Source organism: Pseudoflavonifractor sp. AF19-9AC (assembly GCF_003478995.1).
GTDB lineage: Bacteria > Bacillota > Clostridia > Oscillospirales > Oscillospiraceae > Lawsonibacter.
Map to the genome: position 1 here is coordinate 423,474 of NZ_QUGI01000001.1, position 17,106 is coordinate 440,579.

General features: G+C 59.6%; 11 protein-coding genes. 7 read left to right on the forward strand and 4 right to left on the reverse strand.

Features of this window, described 5'->3' with window-relative positions; all coding sequences use genetic code 11:
• Positions 1–25 precede the first annotated feature (25 nt).
• The gene (locus DWX58_RS02050; RefSeq protein WP_243093215.1) at positions 26–1,444 is read left to right on the forward strand and encodes an MATE family efflux transporter; all 1,419 of its coding nucleotides are present in this window, start codon (positions 26–28) and stop codon (positions 1,442–1,444) included.
• Between the two features lie 51 nt (positions 1,445–1,495).
• Here the strand turns inward: DWX58_RS02050 and DWX58_RS02055 are convergent, their stop codons facing one another.
• Both DWX58_RS02055 and DWX58_RS02060 read right to left on the reverse strand, forming a co-directional pair.
• The gene (locus DWX58_RS02055; RefSeq protein WP_118641339.1) at positions 1,496–2,431 is read right to left on the reverse strand and encodes an SH3 domain-containing C40 family peptidase; all 936 of its coding nucleotides are present in this window, start codon (positions 2,429–2,431) and stop codon (positions 1,496–1,498) included.
• Between the two features lie 73 nt (positions 2,432–2,504).
• Positions 2,505–2,795: a hypothetical protein gene (locus DWX58_RS02060; protein ID WP_118641340.1), complete on the reverse strand. Its 291-nt coding sequence runs from the start codon at positions 2,793–2,795 to the stop codon at positions 2,505–2,507.
• 478 nt (positions 2,796–3,273) lie between these two features.
• On the opposite strand from DWX58_RS02060, the gene rpoB reads away from it, so the two are divergent.
• Both rpoB and rpoC read left to right on the forward strand, forming a co-directional pair.
• The gene (gene rpoB, locus DWX58_RS02065; protein ID WP_118641341.1) at positions 3,274–7,122 is read left to right on the forward strand and encodes a DNA-directed RNA polymerase subunit beta; all 3,849 of its coding nucleotides are present in this window, start codon (positions 3,274–3,276) and stop codon (positions 7,120–7,122) included.
• Positions 7,123–7,143: 21 nt separating this feature from the next.
• Positions 7,144–10,824, forward strand: coding sequence for a DNA-directed RNA polymerase subunit beta' (gene rpoC, locus DWX58_RS02070; RefSeq protein ID WP_118641342.1), 3,681 nt, complete (start codon positions 7,144–7,146; stop codon positions 10,822–10,824).
• A gap of 65 nt (positions 10,825–10,889) precedes the next feature.
• On the opposite strand, the gene DWX58_RS02075 is transcribed toward rpoC, so the two are convergent.
• Both DWX58_RS02075 and DWX58_RS02080 read right to left on the reverse strand, forming a co-directional pair.
• A complete protein-coding gene (locus tag DWX58_RS02075) occupies positions 10,890–11,075 on the reverse strand; it encodes a ferredoxin (protein ID WP_118641343.1) in 186 nt (61 codons plus the stop codon).
• A gap of 875 nt (positions 11,076–11,950) precedes the next feature.
• Complete coding sequence (locus DWX58_RS02080) at positions 11,951–13,192, reverse strand: serpin family protein (protein WP_118641344.1); 1,242 nt, start codon at positions 13,190–13,192, stop codon at positions 11,951–11,953.
• Between the two features lie 275 nt (positions 13,193–13,467).
• On the opposite strand from DWX58_RS02080, the gene DWX58_RS02085 reads away from it, so the two are divergent.
• The 4 genes from DWX58_RS02085 to fusA all read left to right on the forward strand — a co-directional run bounded on the left by DWX58_RS02085 (position 13,468) and on the right by fusA (position 17,035).
• Complete coding sequence (locus DWX58_RS02085; RefSeq protein ID WP_118641345.1) at positions 13,468–13,710, forward strand: ribosomal L7Ae/L30e/S12e/Gadd45 family protein; 243 nt, start codon at positions 13,468–13,470, stop codon at positions 13,708–13,710.
• A gap of 110 nt (positions 13,711–13,820) precedes the next feature.
• Positions 13,821–14,243, forward strand: a complete 423-nt coding sequence (gene rpsL / locus DWX58_RS02090; RefSeq protein ID WP_118641346.1) for a 30S ribosomal protein S12 — start codon at positions 13,821–13,823, stop codon at positions 14,241–14,243.
• Between the two features lie 197 nt (positions 14,244–14,440).
• Positions 14,441–14,911 (forward strand): 30S ribosomal protein S7, encoded by a 471-nt coding sequence (gene rpsG, locus DWX58_RS02095; protein WP_118641347.1) that lies wholly within the window; start codon positions 14,441–14,443, stop codon positions 14,909–14,911.
• 18 nt (positions 14,912–14,929) lie between these two features.
• Positions 14,930–17,035 (forward strand): elongation factor G, encoded by a 2,106-nt coding sequence (fusA, locus tag DWX58_RS02100; RefSeq protein ID WP_118641348.1) that lies wholly within the window; start codon positions 14,930–14,932, stop codon positions 17,033–17,035.
• Positions 17,036–17,106: the final 71 nt, after the last annotated feature.

Sequence of the window (17,106 nt, forward strand, 5' to 3'; positions counted from 1 at the left end):
GATTGAGAAGGGGTGGTGTTTTTACGTGCAGAAGCGGCAGTATCAAATCGACATGTGCAGCGGACCTCTGTGGAGTAAGATCCTGTTGTTTGCCCTGCCTCTGATGGCCTCCAGCATTCTGCAGCTGCTGTTCAATGCTGCTGACGTAGTGGTGGTAGGACAGTTTGTAGGAAAAGAAGCACTGGCAGCCGTAGGTTCCAACACCTCTCTCATCAATCTGATGGTCAATCTGTTCGTAGGATTGTCCGTAGGTACCAATGTGGTGGTGGCGCGGGACCTGGGCGCCGGCCGACATGACAACGTCAGCCGCAGCATCCATACTTCGGTGGCCCTCTCCCTGGTCAGCGGTGTCATCATGCTGGTGTTCGGTGTGATCATGGCCCGGCAGCTGCTGGTGTGGATGTCCTCACCCACGGACGTGATTGACCTGGCTACGGTCTATCTCCGGATTTATTTCCTTGGTATGCCGGCCAACCTTTTGTACAACTTCGGCGCGGCCATCCTGAGAGCGCAGGGCGATACCCAGCGGCCGCTGTACTATCTGACCGTGGCCGGTGTGGTCAATGTAATTTTGAACCTGTTGCTGGTGATTGTGTTCGGCCTGGGCGTGGCCGGCGTGGCGCTGGCTACCATTACAGCCCAGTATATCTCCGCTGCGTTGGTCATGCGATGCCTGATGCGGGAGGAGGGGGCGCTCCGCCTGGATCTGAAGAAGCTGAGGATGGAGTGGAGCGTGGTCAAGCGTATCCTTCAGGTGGGCCTGCCCGCCGGGTTCCAGGGCGTGGTGTTCGCCCTGTCCAACGTGGTGATTCAGTCCTCTCTGAATTCCTTTGATGATGCTGTGATTGTAGCCGGCTCTTCCGCCGCAGCTAATATCGAAGGATTTGTCTATGCAGGCATGAACTCCTTCTATCAGACGGCCATGACCTTTACCGGGCAGAATTACGGCGCCGGAAAATGTCACCGGGTGGACCGGGTGATGCTCTGGTGTGAGTCCTTTACCGTGATCACAGGACTTGTGTTGGGAAATCTGGCGTACTTATTTGGACAGACCTTGGCTGGAATCTATGCGCCGGGTGAGCCGGACGTGATTGCACAGGCCATTGTTCGTATGAGCCTGATCTGCTGCCCGTATTTCCTGTGCGGCATCATGGATGTCACGGTGGGTATGCTGCGGGGAATCGGCTATTCCATTATCCCCATGCTCGTTTCCCTGGTGGGAGCCTGCGGCCTGCGCCTTGTGTGGGTGGCTACCGTATTTCCCCTTTACCGGACACCGGCGACGCTGTATCTCTCTTATCCGGTGACCTGGACCATCACTGGCGCGGTGCAGATTATCTTCTTCTTTGTGGTTCGGAAGCGGGCCTATGCCAAGGTTCAGGGCAGTGATTATCTGAGACAGTCCGAGGGCAGACATCCTCCGGTAAAAACGAAAAGTGCATAACAAAAATCCCGGACCTTTCGGTCCGGGATTTTTTATGTAATCAATTTTTACTTACACGATGCGGCGGCCGCCCACAAAACCGGTGGTGTAGTAGGCTTCGCTCAGACTGCTGACGATGACGCCGACCGTAGAGGTGGAGGCATGCACAAACTGGTTGTTGCCGATGTAGAGACCCACATGGGAAGCGGCTTTGCTGCCGGTACCGGATTTCTTGAAGAGCACCAGGTCGCCGGGCTGCAGCTCACTCATGGAAACGGGAGTGCCGTTGCTCAGCTGGCCAGCGGCGGAGCGGTTGAGGGAGTAGCCAAACTGGCGGTAGACATAGCTGGTAAAGCCGGAGCAGTCAAAACCGCTGGGGGAGCTGCCGCCATACACGTAGGGGTAACCGACGAACTGCAGCGCGTAATCGGCAATCTCCTGGCCCTTGCTGGACTTCTGGGCCTCAGCGGCGTCCACCAGAACCACATACTCGGCGCTGATATAGCCGTTCTCGATCTGATACCAGCCGCTCTGGGTCTTGCCCAGAATTTCCACAATCTTGCCGCACTTCAGGCTGCCAACCTTGGCGCTGTCGGTGTTGGGCTCAGAGCGGACATTGAGGGCGCTGGCGGTCACCTTGCCGTAGGTGGCCTCCGTTACAGGCTGGGGAGTGGACTGAGCGGCAGCGGCATCAGCGGGAGAGCTGGCCGCTACGGCGGAGACGGCATCCTGAGCGTCGTCCAGAATCAGATAGTCGCTGGAGACGTAGCCGGTGAGATCCTCATAGCTAATCTTGTACCAGCCGTTGGCGGTGGAGATGACATCGACCTTGGTTCCGTGAGACAGCTTGTCCAGCACAGTGCTGCTGGTGTTGGCCTCGGAACGGACACGCAGCGTACTGCTGCCGGTATTGACGGTGCCGGTAACGGCCAAAGCGGGAACGACGCAGGTGCTGACCAGCAAAAGTCCGGCAGTGAGTCGAACGGCAGCTTGGTTTCTGAAGTGCATGGCTGATGTCCTCCTATTTTCTATTTCTGTAATTGCAGCGGATGAAACGGGGAAGGGGCGGCGGGGCAGAGGCTCACTTGGAGCTCAGCGCCCGCTCCAGCCACACGCTGGCCACGTCCATGGCGGCGTACAGGCTGTCCTTTTCACTCTTCTTGACCACACGGTCCCGGCTCTTCAGGTCGGGGTCAGTAAGCTGAAGCTGAACCGATACCCGGTCCGCCATGTCCAGACCGTCCACATTTTTGGTGGAGAGGATCTGCAGCATGATGATATACTTTTCGGCCATGGTTCCATAGTAAATTAAGTTGTCTTTCCGACGCAGGGGATGCCCTTTATAGGAAAGAGGAATGGATTGCTGTTCCATGAAAATCCTCCTGAATGAAAACTTGTAACCGAATTGTAACATATTTGTTACCGTCTGTCAAATCCTTTGGCGGGCTTTTTTCAGGAAAAATCCGGGGAAAAAAGAAAATTTCACAAAAGGCAGGAAAAAGAAGGACCAGAAATCTGTCTTTGTATTGCTTGTGGGATTGGGGCGTGGAAAATAAAAAAAGAAAGCAGGGCTTGACAGTCCGGCTTTCTTCATGGTACAATAAAATGCTTCTATATCCCAAAATAAAAAGAGCCTGGTTCCCCATGCTCTGACCGTAGTGTACCACACCGCGGGAGAAAAGACAAGGGAGAGGGGCAGGAAACAAACAACGCATCCGGGTGCGCGGAAAAGCGGGGCGGGGCCGAAATTGTGCAACATGACGGCAAAAGAACCGTTTTTCCCTGCATCCGGGGCAGAAACCCGTGAGAACCAACCGTTGAGTCAAAAGAAAGCGAGTTGATTTTTTAGAATGGTTAAGGACGTGCAATACGGCAAGACCCTGCGCAAGAGCTTTGCCCGGTACGAAGAGATCCTGGAGATGCCCAACCTGTTGGAGGTGCAGAAGACCTCCTATCAGTGGTTCCTGGACACCGGCCTGCGGGAAGTGTTCAAGGACGTGGGTGCCATCACCGACTACGCCGGCAACCTGGAGCTGAGCTTCGTGGATTACTCCATGGACGAGGCTCCCAAGTACGACGTGGAGGAGTGTAAGGCCCGGGACGCCACCTATGCCGCCCCCATCAAGGTGAAGGTTCACCTGCGCAACACCCAGAACAACCAGATCAACGAGCAGGAGATTTTCATGGGGGACTTCCCCATCATGACTCAGGCCGGTACCTTTGTTATCAATGGTGCCGAGCGTGTCATCGTCTCCCAGATCGTCCGTTCCCCCGGCATGTACTACACCCGCACGGCGGACAAGGCCGATAACCTGACCTTTACCACCACCGTGATCCCCTACCGCGGCGCCTGGCTGGAGTACGAGACCGACCTCTCCGACATCTTCTATGTCCGCATCGATAAGAACCGCAAGCTGCCCATCACCTGCCTCATCCGCGCCCTGGGCATCAAGACCGATGCGGAGATCCTGGAGCTCTTTGGCGAGGACGAGCGCATCAAGGCCACCATGGAGAAGGACGCCTGCAAGACCTACGAGGAGGCCATGCTGGAGATCTACCGCAAGCTGCGTCCCGGCGAGCCCCCCACGCTGGACTCCGCCGAGAGCCTGCTCTCCGCCACCTTCTTTGATCCCCGCCGCTATGACCTGTCCACCGTGGGCCGCTACAAGTTTAACAAGAAGATGGCCCTGTGGACCCGTCTGTCCGGCCACAAGCTGGCCCTGCCCGTGGCCGACCCCCGCACCGGCGAGATCATTGCCGAGGCCGGCGAGGTGCTCAGCCGGGAACGCGCCAAGGAGTTGGACAACCGCGGCGTGAACGAGGCCATTCTGGACATGGACGGCAAGCTGGTGAAGGTGTTCTCCAACAACATGGTTCACCTGGAGGACTTCGTGGACTTCGATCCCGCCGAGGTTGGCGTGGACGAGATGGTGTTCTTCCCCGCCCTGTGCCAACTGCTGGACCAGTTCTCCGGCGAGGATCTGAAGGACGCCATCCGGGAGCACCTGGATGACCTCATTCCCAAGCACATCACCGTGGAGGACATCATGGCCTCCATCAACTACCTCAACTGCCTGGCTCACGGCGTGGGTACTCCCGATGACATCGACCATCTGGGCAACCGCCGCCTGCGCTGCGTGGGCGAGCTGATTCAGAACCAGTTCCGCATCGGCTTCAGCCGTATGGAGCGTGTCATCCGGGAGCGCATGACCACCCAGGACCTGGACGTGGTCACCCCCCAGAGCCTGATCAATATCCGCCCGGTCACCGCCGCCATCAAGGAGTTCTTCGGCAGCAGCCCTCTGAGCCAGTTCATGGACCAGACCAATCCCCTGGCCGAGCTGACCCACAAGCGCCGTCTGTCCGCTCTGGGCCCCGGCGGTCTGTCCCGTGACCGCGCCTCCTTCGACGTCCGTGACGTTCACTACTCCCACTACGGCCGTCTGTGCCCCATTGAGACTCCCGAAGGTCCCAACATCGGCCTGATTTCCTACCTGGCCTCCTACGCCCGCATCAACCGCTTCGGCTTCATTGAGGCCCCCTACCGCAAGGTGGACAAGGAGAGCGGCCGGGTTACCGACGAGATCGAGTATATGACCGCCGACGTGGAGGACGAGTACACCGTGGGCCAGGCCACCGAGCCTCTGGACGAGAACGGCTGCTTCATCAACGAGCGTATCACCTGCCGCCACCGCAACGAGACCATCTCCGTGGATAAGCATCAGGTGGACTACGTGGACGTGTCCCCCAAGATGATGGTGTCCGTGGCTACCGCCATGATCCCCTTCCTCCAGAACGACGACGCCAACCGCGCCCTGATGGGCGCTAACATGCAGCGGCAGGCCGTGCCTCTGCTGCGGCCCGAGGCCCCCATTGTGGCCACCGGCCAGGAGCACAAGAACTGCATCGACTCCGAGGTGGCCATCCTGGCGGAGGGCCCCGGTACCGTCACCCGCGTGTCCGCCCGGTACATCACCGTGGCCTACGACAACGGTGAGACCAAGGAGTACCGCCTGACCAAGTACCTGCGCTCCAACCACACCACCTGTATCAACCAGCGGCCCATCGTGGACGCGGGCCAGCGGGTGGAGTACCACGACGTGCTGGCGGACGGCCCCTCCACCGACCACGGCGAGATCGCTCTGGGCCGGAACATTCTCATGGGCTTCATGACCTGGGAAGGTTACAACTACGAGGACGCCATCCTGCTCAACGAGCGCATGGTGAAGGACGACGTGTTCACCTCCATTCACATCGAGGAGTATGAGACCGAGGCCCGTGACACCAAGTTGGGTCCCGAGACCATCACCCGCGACATTCCCAACGTGGGCGAGGACGCCCTGAAGGACCTGGACGAGCACGGCATCATCCGCGTGGGCGCGGAGATCCGGGCCGGCGACTATCTGGTGGGTAAGGTTACCCCCAAGGGCGAGGCCGAGGCCACCGCGGAGGAGAAGCTGCTGCGGGCCATCTTCGGCGAGAAGGCCCGTGAGGTCCGTGACACCTCCCTGAAGGTGCCCCACGGCGAGGCCGGTATCGTGGTGGATGTAAAGATCTTCACCCGCGAGAACGGCGACGAGCTGTCCCCCGGTGTCAACCAGGTGGTCCGAGTCTACATCGCCCAGAAGCGTAAGATCTCTGTGGGCGATAAGATGGCCGGTCGTCACGGTAACAAGGGTGTTGTGTCCCGCATCATGCCTCAGGAGGATATGCCCTTCCTGCCTGACGGCACCCCTCTGGACATCGTGCTGAACCCCCTGGGCGTGCCTTCCCGTATGAACATCGGTCAGGTGCTGGAGGTCCATCTGGGCTACGCCGCCAAGACCCTGGGCTGGAAGGTCGCCACCCCCATCTTTAACGGCGCCACCGAGGCGGACATCCAGGAGTGCCTGAAAATGGCCGGCCTGGCCCGTCAGGTGGGCTACGACGAGCCCCTCATCGGCAAGCAGCTCTACCTGGCTGACGAGGAGGGCGACGGCATGCGGGAGCTCACCGCCGAGGAGATGGCCAACGCCGAGCAGGTGCGCATCTGGCAGAAGGCCGGTAAGCTGCGCCTGGTGGACGGCAAGAACTGGCTCTATGACGGCCGTACCGGCCGGCGCTTTGATAACCCGGTCACCGTCGGCTACGTCTACTTCCTGAAGCTGCACCACCTGGTGGACGATAAGATTCACGCCCGTGCCACCGGCCCCTACTCCCTGGTCACCCAGCAGCCTCTGGGCGGCAAGGCCCAGTTCGGCGGCCAGCGCTTCGGCGAGATGGAGGTGTGGGCTCTGGAGGCTTACGGCGCCGCCTACACCCTGCAGGAAATTCTGACCGTCAAGTCCGACGACGTCACCGGCCGTGTGAAGACCTACGAGGCCATTGTCAAGGGTATGAACGTGCCCAAGCCCGGCGTGCCCGAGTCCTTCAAGGTTCTGATCAAGGAGCTACAGTCCCTGTGTCTCGATATGCGGGTGCTGGACGCTGACGGCAACGAGATTGAGCTCAAGGACGACGACGAGGACAACTACCAGCCTGTCCGGGACGACTACTATGATCGGGACGACGACTTCGGCTACCAGAAGGATGCCGATTTCGCCTCCGCCGGCGGCTTCACCTTCAAGGGTGACAGCGACGACGACGATCTGACCCTGGAAGCCGCTGACAGCGAGGAGGAGGGTTCCGACGAGGGCCTGTTCTCCGACGAGGAATTTTAAGGAACGGGAGGAGATTGAAACATGAGTTACGCTGAATTTGACGCCATCCGCATTGGCATCGCCTCCCCCGAGCAGATCCGTGAGTGGTCCTACGGCGAGGTCAAGCGCCCTGAGACCATCAACTACCGCACCCTGAAGCCGGAGAAGGACGGACTGTTCTGCGAGAAGATTTTTGGCCCCACCAAGGACTGGGAGTGTAACTGCGGCAAGTATAAGAAGATCCGCTACAAGGGCAAGATCTGCGACCGCTGCGGCGTGGAGATCACCAAGGCCAAGGTCCGCCGTGAGCGCATGGGCCACATTGAGCTGGCCGCCCCTGTCTCCCACATCTGGTATTTCAAGGGCATCCCCTCCCGGATGGGCCTGCTGCTGGATATCAGCCCCCGTATCCTGGAGAAGGTGCTGTACTTCGCCGCCTATATTGTTATTGACCCCGGTTTCTCCCCTCTGTCCAAGAACCAGATTCTCTCCGAGAAGGAATACCGGGACATGCGGGAGAAGTATGAGGACGACTTTGACGCCGGCATGGGCGCCGAGGCCGTGAAGAAGCTGCTGCAGCAGATCGACCTGGAGGAGCTCTCCGTCCAGCTGCGTGCCGAGCTGAAGGACGCCTCCGGCCAGAAGAAGGCCCGCATCGTCAAGCGTCTGGAGGTTGTGGACGCCTTCCGTCTCTCCGGCAACAAGCCCGAGTGGATGATCATCGACGTCCTGCCTGTCATTCCCCCCGAGATCCGGCCCATGGTTCCCCTGGACGGCGGCCGTTACGCCTCCTCCGACCTGAACGACCTCTATCGCCGGGTCATCAACCGCAATAACCGCCTGAAGCGGCTCATCCAGCTCAACGCCCCCGACATCATTGTCCGCAACGAGAAGCGCATGCTCCAGGAGGCGGTGGACGCTCTGATCGACAACGGCCGCCGCGGTCGCGCCGTCACCGGCGCCAACAACCGCGCCCTGAAGTCTCTGTCCGACATGCTGAAGGGTAAGCAGGGCCGTTTCCGTCAGAACCTGCTGGGTAAGCGTGTCGACTACTCCGGCCGTTCCGTTATCGTGGTCGGCCCCAGCCTGAAGATCTATCAGTGCGGCCTGCCCAAGGAGATGGCCATCGAGCTGTTCCGCCCCTTCGTCATGAAGAAGCTGGTGGACGACGGCCTGGCCAACAACATCAAGGCCGCCAAGAAGATGGTGGAGAAGGGCGAGGGCGCCGTTTGGGACGCCCTGGAGTTCGTCATCAAGGACCATCCCGTCATGCTGAACCGTGCACCTACGCTGCACCGTCTGGGCATCCAGGCCTTCGAGCCCGTGCTGGTGGAGGGCCGCGCCATCAAGCTGCACCCCCTGGTGTGTACCGCCTTTAACGCCGACTTCGACGGCGACCAGATGGCCGTTCACGTCCCCCTGTCCGCCGAGGCCCAGACGGAGGCCCGCATCCTGATGCTTTCCGCCAACAACCTGCTCCGTCCTCAGGACGGCGGCCCCGTCACCATCCCCACTCAGGACATGGTGCTGGGTTCCTACTACCTGACCTACACCCGGGACGAGGAGGGTACCGGCCACATCTTCGCCGACAAGGACGAGGCCATGCTGGCCTACGACGCCGGCGTGGTCACCCTCCACTCTCCCATCAAGGTGCGTATGTACCGGGAGATCGACGGCGAGATGCGCCACAAGCTGGTGGAGACCACCGTGGGCCGCCTCATCTACAACGAGGCCGTGCCTCAGGACCTGGGCTTTGTGGACCGCAGCAACCCCGAGAACATGTTCGAGCCCGAGATCAACTTCGTGGTTGGCAAGAAGCAGCTGGGCAAGATCATCGACAAGTGCATCACCAAGCACGGCTTCACCGTCTCCGCCGGTGTTCTGGACGCCATCAAGGACCTGGGCTATCACTACTCCACTGTGGGATCTCTGACCGTAGCCATTGCGGACATGACCGTCCCCCAGAAGAAGTATGAGCTCATTGCCGAGACCGAGAAGGAGATCGTGAAGATCGACCGGCAGTACCGCCGCGGTTTGATCACCAACGACGAGCGCTACCGCCTCACCGTGGCCGCCTGGGAGAAGACCACCGCCGACGTGACCCAGGCCCTCCAGGCCTCCATGGACCGCTACAACCCCATCTTCATGATGGCCGACTCCGGCGCCCGTGGTTCTATGGCTCAGATCCGTCAGCTGGCCGGTATGCGTGGCCTGATGGCCGATACCGCCGGCCGTACCATCGAAATCCCCATCAAGGCCAACTTCCGTGAAGGCCTTTCCGTATTGGAGTACTTCATCTCCTCCAGAGGCGCTCGAAAGGGCATGGCCGATACCGCTCTGCGTACCGCCGACTCTGGTTACCTGACCCGTCGTCTGGTGGACGTGTCCCAGGAGGTCATCATCCGTGAGGACGACTGCGGCACCACCGACGGCATCGAGGTCAGCGAGATCGAAGAGTACGGCCAGGTCATCGAGACCTTCGCCGAGCGTGTCCACGGCCGCTATCCCGCCGAGGACATTGTGGATCCCACTACCGGCGAGCTGCTCTTTACCCGGGACACCATGCTGCGCAAGGATGACGCGGCAGTCCTGGAGGAGCACGGCATCCACTCCGTCAAGATCCGTTCCGTGCTGACCTGCCGCGCCCGCAGCGGTGTGTGTTCCAAGTGCTACGGCATCAACCTGGCCATCGGCGAGCCTGTGGGCGCCGGCGAGGCCGTTGGTATCATTGCCGCTCAGTCCATCGGCGAGCCCGGCACCCAGCTGACTATGCGTACCTTCCACACCGGCGGCGTAGCCGGCGGCGACATCACCCAGGGTCTTCCCCGAGTTGAGGAATTGTTCGAGGCCCGCAAGCCCAAGAAGATGGCCCAGCTGGCTGAGATTGGCGGCCGGGTAAGCATCGAGGAGACCAAGCGCAACGTCATGTGCAACCTGACCATCACCGCCGACGACGGCGAGGTCGTGACCTACGCCCTGCCTTACTCCGCCGGCATCAAGGTGAAGGACGGCGACATTGTGCCCAAGGGCCTTGAGCTCACCGAGGGTGCTCTGTCTCCCCACGAGGTGCTGCGCATCCGCGGCCTGTCCGACTGTCACAACTACCTCATCCGCGAGGTGCAGAAGGTGTACCGTCAGCAGGGCGTTGATACCAACGATAAGCACATCGAGGTTATTGTCCGTCAGATGATGCGGAAGGTCCGTGTGGAGGACGCCGGCGATTCCGACCTGCTGTCCGGTTCCACCATCGACATCGTGGAGTTCCTGGACGCCGAGGAGGCTGTGAAGGCCCGCATCGACGCCGGGGAGAAGAACGAGATGGGCGAGGAGCTGCGCCTGCCCACCTGCACCCGTCTGCTCATGGGTATCACCAAGGCCTCTCTGGCCACCGAGTCCTTCCTGTCCGCCGCCTCCTTCCAGGAGACCACCAAGGTGCTTACCGAGGCGGCCATCAAGGGTAAGGTAGACCACCTGCTGGGCCTGAAGGAGAACGTCATCATCGGTAAGCTGATCCCCGCCGGTTCCGGCCTGGCTCAGTACCGCAAGGAGGACCCCATTGATGACGAGGGCAATATGCCCACGGCCAATGAGGGTGGCGCCATTGTGGCCGATGCCCTGGCTGAGCCTGAGGAGAGTGTGGAGGAGGACGATCTCTTCCTGGAGACCGGCACCATTGAGCTGGATACTCCCGCCCAGGCTTCCACGGAGGATGCTCCTCTGTAAGGAACCCCCTTCAACCATCTGAATAAAAAAGCGGCCGTCCCATTGGGACGGCCGCCTTTTTGCGGTCAAAGGGTAACTTCAATGGCGTTCGCCGGACAGCTTTCCGCGGCTTCCCGGGCCTGGGCCTCCTGCTCTGGGAAAATTTCGTCCCGGGCGGCGGCTACCCCCTCGTCGGTCATGGTAAACACCCCGGGGCACATGCTGACGCACAGGCCGCAGCCCACGCAGGACTCATTGACATGAATGGTCATGAATGCTTCTCCTCCTTCTATGGATGGAGGTAGCATGGTCCTTTTGGGCCAATTTATACACTTGCCCGCTTCGTTCGCGGCGGCTCGGACACCGTTTGAATCAATGCCTCGCCTGCTCACGACGCGCGGCTTCCCTCCGACTCGTGCTCGAAACAGGGAATTTTCCCTTGGTTTCTCGCCCTCGCTCCGGTCCATCCGCGCTGCTCGCGACGGCTCGGACATCATTTGAATCAATGCCTCGCCTGCTCACGACGCGCGGCTTCCCTCCGACTCGTGCTCGAAACAGGGAATTTTCCCTTGGTTTCTCGCCCTCGCTCCGGTCCATCCGCGCTGCTCGCGACGGCTCGGACATCATTTGAATCAATGCCTCGCCTGCTCACGACGCGCGGCTTCCCTCCGACTCGTGCTCGAAACAGGGAATTTTCCCTTGGTTTCTCGCCCTCGCTCCGGTCCATCCGCGCTGCTCGCGACGGCTCGGACATCATTTGAATCAATGCCTCGCCTGCTCACGACGCGCGGCTTCCCTCCGACTCGTGCTCGAAACAGGGAATTTTCCCTTGGTTTCTCGCCCTCGCTCCGGTCCATCCGCGCTGCTCGCGACGGCTCGGACATCATTTGAATCAATGCCTCGCCTGCTCACGACGCGCGGCTTCCCTCCGACTCGTGCTCGAAACAGGGAATTTTCCCTTGGTTTCTCGCCCTCGCTCCGGTCCATCCGCGCTGCTCGCGACGGCTCGGACATCATTTGAATCAATGCCTCGCCTGCTCACGACGCGCGGCTTCCCTCCGACTCGTGCTCGAAACAGGGAATTTTCCCTTGGTTTCTCGCCCTCGCTCCGGTCCATCCGCGCGGTTCGCGACGGCTCGGACACTATTTATTCAAACGTGCCCAGGAATAAGGGAATGCCCGTCTCCAAGTCCACGATGCCATAGAGGAAGGGCCGGTCAAATACCAGTGTGATGCCATCCTCAGGCGGAGCACCGGCGCCATTGGCGGCAACCACGGTGGCGGCGGCAGCCTCGGTGCCCTTCTCATTTACTTTGATCTTGGCCGCATGGATGACCTGGGAGAGGTAGTAACCCTCCGGATTGTCCCCCAGCGGGGAGAAGTCTGCCGCGCCCGGGGTAAAGGCATCCTCCAGGCCCAGGACGGCTAGAATATCCTTCAATTCTCCCTTCCACTCCGCCTCAAACTTTGGCAGAGCCAGACGGAGAAACAGCGTGTCCTCCCGCCCGGTCAGGAGTTCAGACAGTTCATTCCCTTCCAGTCCGGCCAGCCAGCTGTCCAGATCTCCGTCGGGAAGGAGAGCGAAAAAGCCCAGCCGTCCGTCGTCGTAGGGCAGCACCACGCCATGCACCCCGTCACCCTGGAGGTAGGAGAGGGTGCAGGAGCCTTTGTTTAAAAAGTCCATGGACTCGGTGTTGCCGCTGGCGTGGGAAAACTCACGTTTATAGGTGTTGTTGGGGTCAAATTCGCTGGCCCAGGTGTTTTTCAGGTACAGGGCGTTGATCAACAGGGCGGCGGTGTTCCCGTCAAAGGGCTCGGAAATAATCTGAGGAATCATCTTGTTAGTGTGTCTGGACACCCAGCCGTTGAGATCGCCCACGATGCCCGGGGCGGACAGGTCGCCCTGGAACACTTGAGCGCCAAAGATGCCGGAGCATTTGCCAATAAAGTCCTCCCGGATCTGTCCCTCCGGGTCCACCCAGATGCTGTTGGCGATGGAACACTGGGTGGAACCGTCCAGGCTCTGGTATTCCTCCATCAGCTGGGCGCACCGGGCGTTGAGTACGTCCAGGCCGCTCCCGCCGGAGAGCAGGGCCTCAAACTGAGCCAATGTCTCACCCTCTGCTCCGTTGGCCGCCATGGACAGAGCCAGAGCCACAGACAGAGGGGAGAGAAGGACACTTCCATCCTGAGCCGCCCGGGTGTCCCGGAGCAGTTCCAGCCCGAAGGCGGATAGAGCCGTGTCCACGTTTTCTGCCAACTCCGGCGGGCCGTCATAGTTGGTGGCATAGACGTTCTGGGCGGTGAGCTCTTTGGCTGCGGAGGCGGCGGTGCAGCCAGGAAGAAGAGGCAGACAGACACAAAGCAGCAGAGCAAGCATACGTTTCATAAAGCAGTCCTCCTTTATATAAAGTGTGAAGCGGAACCAAGGAATGTTTCTCTAATGATCCAGACGCAAAGACGCGTGTCCGGTTGCGCATCGTTCTGATTTTTTGTTTTTGTGGAAAGGGGAGAGGAGAACGTGGAAAACTTTGTGGATTTCTGAGTGATTCATGCTTGACGAGGGCTTGACAAAATGATATAATTCCAAATTGCGGTGGTAGGGGCAAGTCTGTCCTTTTACCCGATGAAACACCCCGGAACCGGGGAGAGGAGGGCACCGAAATGCTTTCAGAACTGAACACAGCAAGCAAGGTGGTCGGAGCCAAGCAGACCAAGCGTGCCCTCAGCGACGGCCGCGCCACAAAGGTCTTTCTGGCCGCCGATGCAGATCCCCGTGTGACTGAGCCTCTGGCCCGACTGGCCCAGGAGGCAGGTGCCTCGGTGGAAGAGGTCCCCTCCATGAAGGAGCTGGGTGCGGCCTGCGGCATCGCCGTGGGCAGCGCAGTGGCTGCTCTGGTGGGATAACCCCACAAATCGCTGCTCAATTTTGGTTTTAGCAGAATAAGGCATGCCTGATTCTGTTAAAATATAGATCATGCCCCACTTGGGGCAGCTTTTCGGAAAGGAGGAAAACCATGCCTACTTTTAATCAGCTGGTCCGCAAAGGTCGTCAGCAGGTGACCTACAAGTCCACCTCTCCCGCCCTCCAGCACGGTCTGAACACCCTGAAGAACAAGAACACCGATCTGCCCTCTCCCCAGAAGAGAGGTGTGTGCACCGCCGTTCGTACTTCCACTCCTAAGAAGCCGAACTCCGCTCTGCGTAAGATCGCCCGTGTTCGTCTGACCAACGGCTACGAGGTCACCGCCTATATCCCCGGTGTCGGACACAACCTGCAGGAGCACTCTGTGGTCATGATTCGTGGCGGCCGTGTTAAGGACCTGCCCGGCGTTCGTTACCACATCATCCGCGGCACTCTGGATACCCAGGGCGTCAACGGCCGTATGCAGGCTCGTTCCAAGTACGGCGCCAAGCGGCCCAAGGCTGGCAAGAAGTAATTTTTCGAAGTTATTTCTCCCGGCACTCAGACAAAATGTCTGAACTCTGAATTGCATTGTGCGTTTGCGCAAGGCAGCCCCGCCTTGCCGAGCGTTTATTCCATATATATGGGTAAACCTCGGACAGGCATTACACGGAGCAAGCAGTTGCTTCGAGTACCTATGATTTCTAATTTTATAAGAAGGAGGGAAGCAAAGTGCCCAGAAGAGGAAATGTACCCAAGCGGGAGGTTCTGCCCGATCCGCTTTACAACTCCGTCCTGGTTACCAAGCTCACCAACAGCATCATGCTGGATGGCAAGAAGGGCGTGGCGCAGAAGGTTGTCTACGGCGCCTTTGACATCATCAAGGAGAAGACCGGCAAGGAGCCCATGGAGGTTTACACCCAGGCTCTTGAGAACATCATGCCCTCCCTGGAGGTTAAGGCCCGCCGTGTGGGCGGCGCCACCTATCAGGTGCCTATCGAGGTCCGCCCCGAGCGGCGTCAGACCCTGGGTCTGCGCTGGCTGACCACTTATGCCCGCAGCCGCGGCGAGAAGACCATGAAGGAGCGCCTGGCCGGCGAGATTATGGATGCCGCCAATAACACCGGCTCTGCCGTGAAGAAGCGCGAGGACACCCATAAGATGGCCGAGTCCAACAAGGCCTTCGCTCACTACCGCTGGTAATCCAAAAGGAGACGAAGTATGGCAAGAAAAGTTTCTTTGGAGAATACGCGCAACATTGGTATCATGGCCCACATCGACGCGGGTAAGACCACCACTACCGAGCGTATCCTCTATTATACCGGCGTCAACTACAAGATCGGCGAGACCCACGAGGGTACCGCCACCATGGACTGGATGGCTCAGGAGCAGGAGCGTGGTATCACCATCACCTCCGCTGCTACCACCTGCTACTGGCAGGGAACCAAGAACCAGTTCCCCCAGACCCGTCTGAACATCATCGACACCCCGGGCCACGTGGACTTCACCGTTGAGGTCCAGCGTTCCCTGCGCGTGCTGGACGGCTCTGTGACCGTCATGTGCGCTAAGGGCGGTGTGGAGCCCCAGTCCGAGACCGTGTGGCGTCAGGCTGATGACTACAAGGTCCCCCGCATGATTTACGTCAACAAGATGGACATCATGGGTGCTGACTTCTACAATGTTCTGAACATGATCCATGACCGTCTGAAGTGTAATGCGGTGCCCATCCAGTTGCCCATCGGCAAGGAAGAGACCTTCAAGGGCATCATCGACCTGGTGGAGATGGACGCGGACATCTACTACGATGACCTGGGCAAGGACATGCGCGTGGAAGCCATTCCCGAGGACATGATGGAGCTGGCTCAGGAGTACCGCACTAAGCTGCTGGACGCCTGCGCTGACATCGACGAGGAGATCATGATGCTGGTTCTGGAGGAGCAGGAAGTTCCCCAGGATATGATCCGCCGCGCCATCCGTAAGGCTACCATCGAGAACCTGATGGTTCCCGTGACCTGCGGCACCTCTTACAAGAACAAGGGTGTGCAGAAGCTGCTGGATGCCATCGTGGACTATATGCCCTCTCCCATTGATATTCCCGCCATCAAGGGTGTAAATCCCGATACCGAGGAAGAGGAGGAGCGTCACTCAGAGGATGAGGGTCCCTTCTCCGCTCTGGCCTTCAAGATTGCCACCGACCCCTTCGTGGGCCGTCTGTCCTTCGTGCGTGTGTATTCCGGTGTTCTGAACACCGGTACCTCCGTGCTCAACTCCACCAAGAAGCAGAAGGAGCGCATCGGCCGTATTCTGCAGATGCACGCCAACCACCGCGAGGACATCGAGTGCTGCTATTCCGGTGACATCTGTGCCGTCATCGGCCTGAAGAACACCACCACCGGTGACACTCTGTGTGATGAGAAGCATCCCATCATTCTGGAGTCCATGGACTTCCCCGAGCCCGTAATCCGCGTGGCCATTGAGCCCAAGACCAAGGCCGGCCAGGAGAAGATGGGCATCGCCCTGATGAAGCTGGCTGAGGAGGATCCCACTTTCAAGACCTACACCGATGAGGAGACTGGTCAGACCATCATCGCCGGCATGGGCGAGCTGCACCTGGAGATCATCGTGGACCGTCTGCTCCGTGAGTACAAGGTGGAGGCCAACGTGGGCGCTCCCCAGGTTGCTTACAAGGAGACCATCAAGAAGTCCGTTGAGCAGGATACCAAGTATGCCCGTCAGTCCGGTGGTAAGGGCCAGTACGGCCACTGCCGCATCACCGTTGAGCCCAACGAGTCCGGCAAGGGCTACGAGTTCATCAACGAGATCACCGGCGGCGTCATTCCCAAGGAGTATATCCCTGCGGTTGATGCCGGTATTCAGGGTGCCATGCAGGCCGGTGTTCTGGCTGGCTACCCCGTTGTGGACGTGAAGGTCCATCTGACCTTCGGTTCCTACCACGAGGTTGACTCCTCTGAGATGGCCTTTAAGATCGCCGGTTCCATGGCCTTCAAGGAGGCTATGCGCAAGGCTGATCCCGTCCTGCTGGAGCCCATGATGAAGGTGTCTGTCATTGCTCCCGACGAGTACCTGGGCAACGTCATCGGCGACCTGAACAGCCGCCGCGGACAGATCCAGGGTCAGGAGAGCCGTCCTGGTGCCACCCAGATCGACGCGCTGGTGCCTCTGGCCAACATGTTTGGCTATGCCACCGACCTGCGTTCCAGCACCCAGGGCCGCGGCCAGTACTCCATGGAGCCCCACAGCTATGTGGAGATTCCCAAGAGCATTGCGGATAAGATCATCGCCCAGCGTGGCCGCAATCAGGAGTAAGACTCCCTGCGGAAAAATAGGGTTGCAATTCCATCGGGAATAGGATAAAATGTTCCTGATATGACGCATCC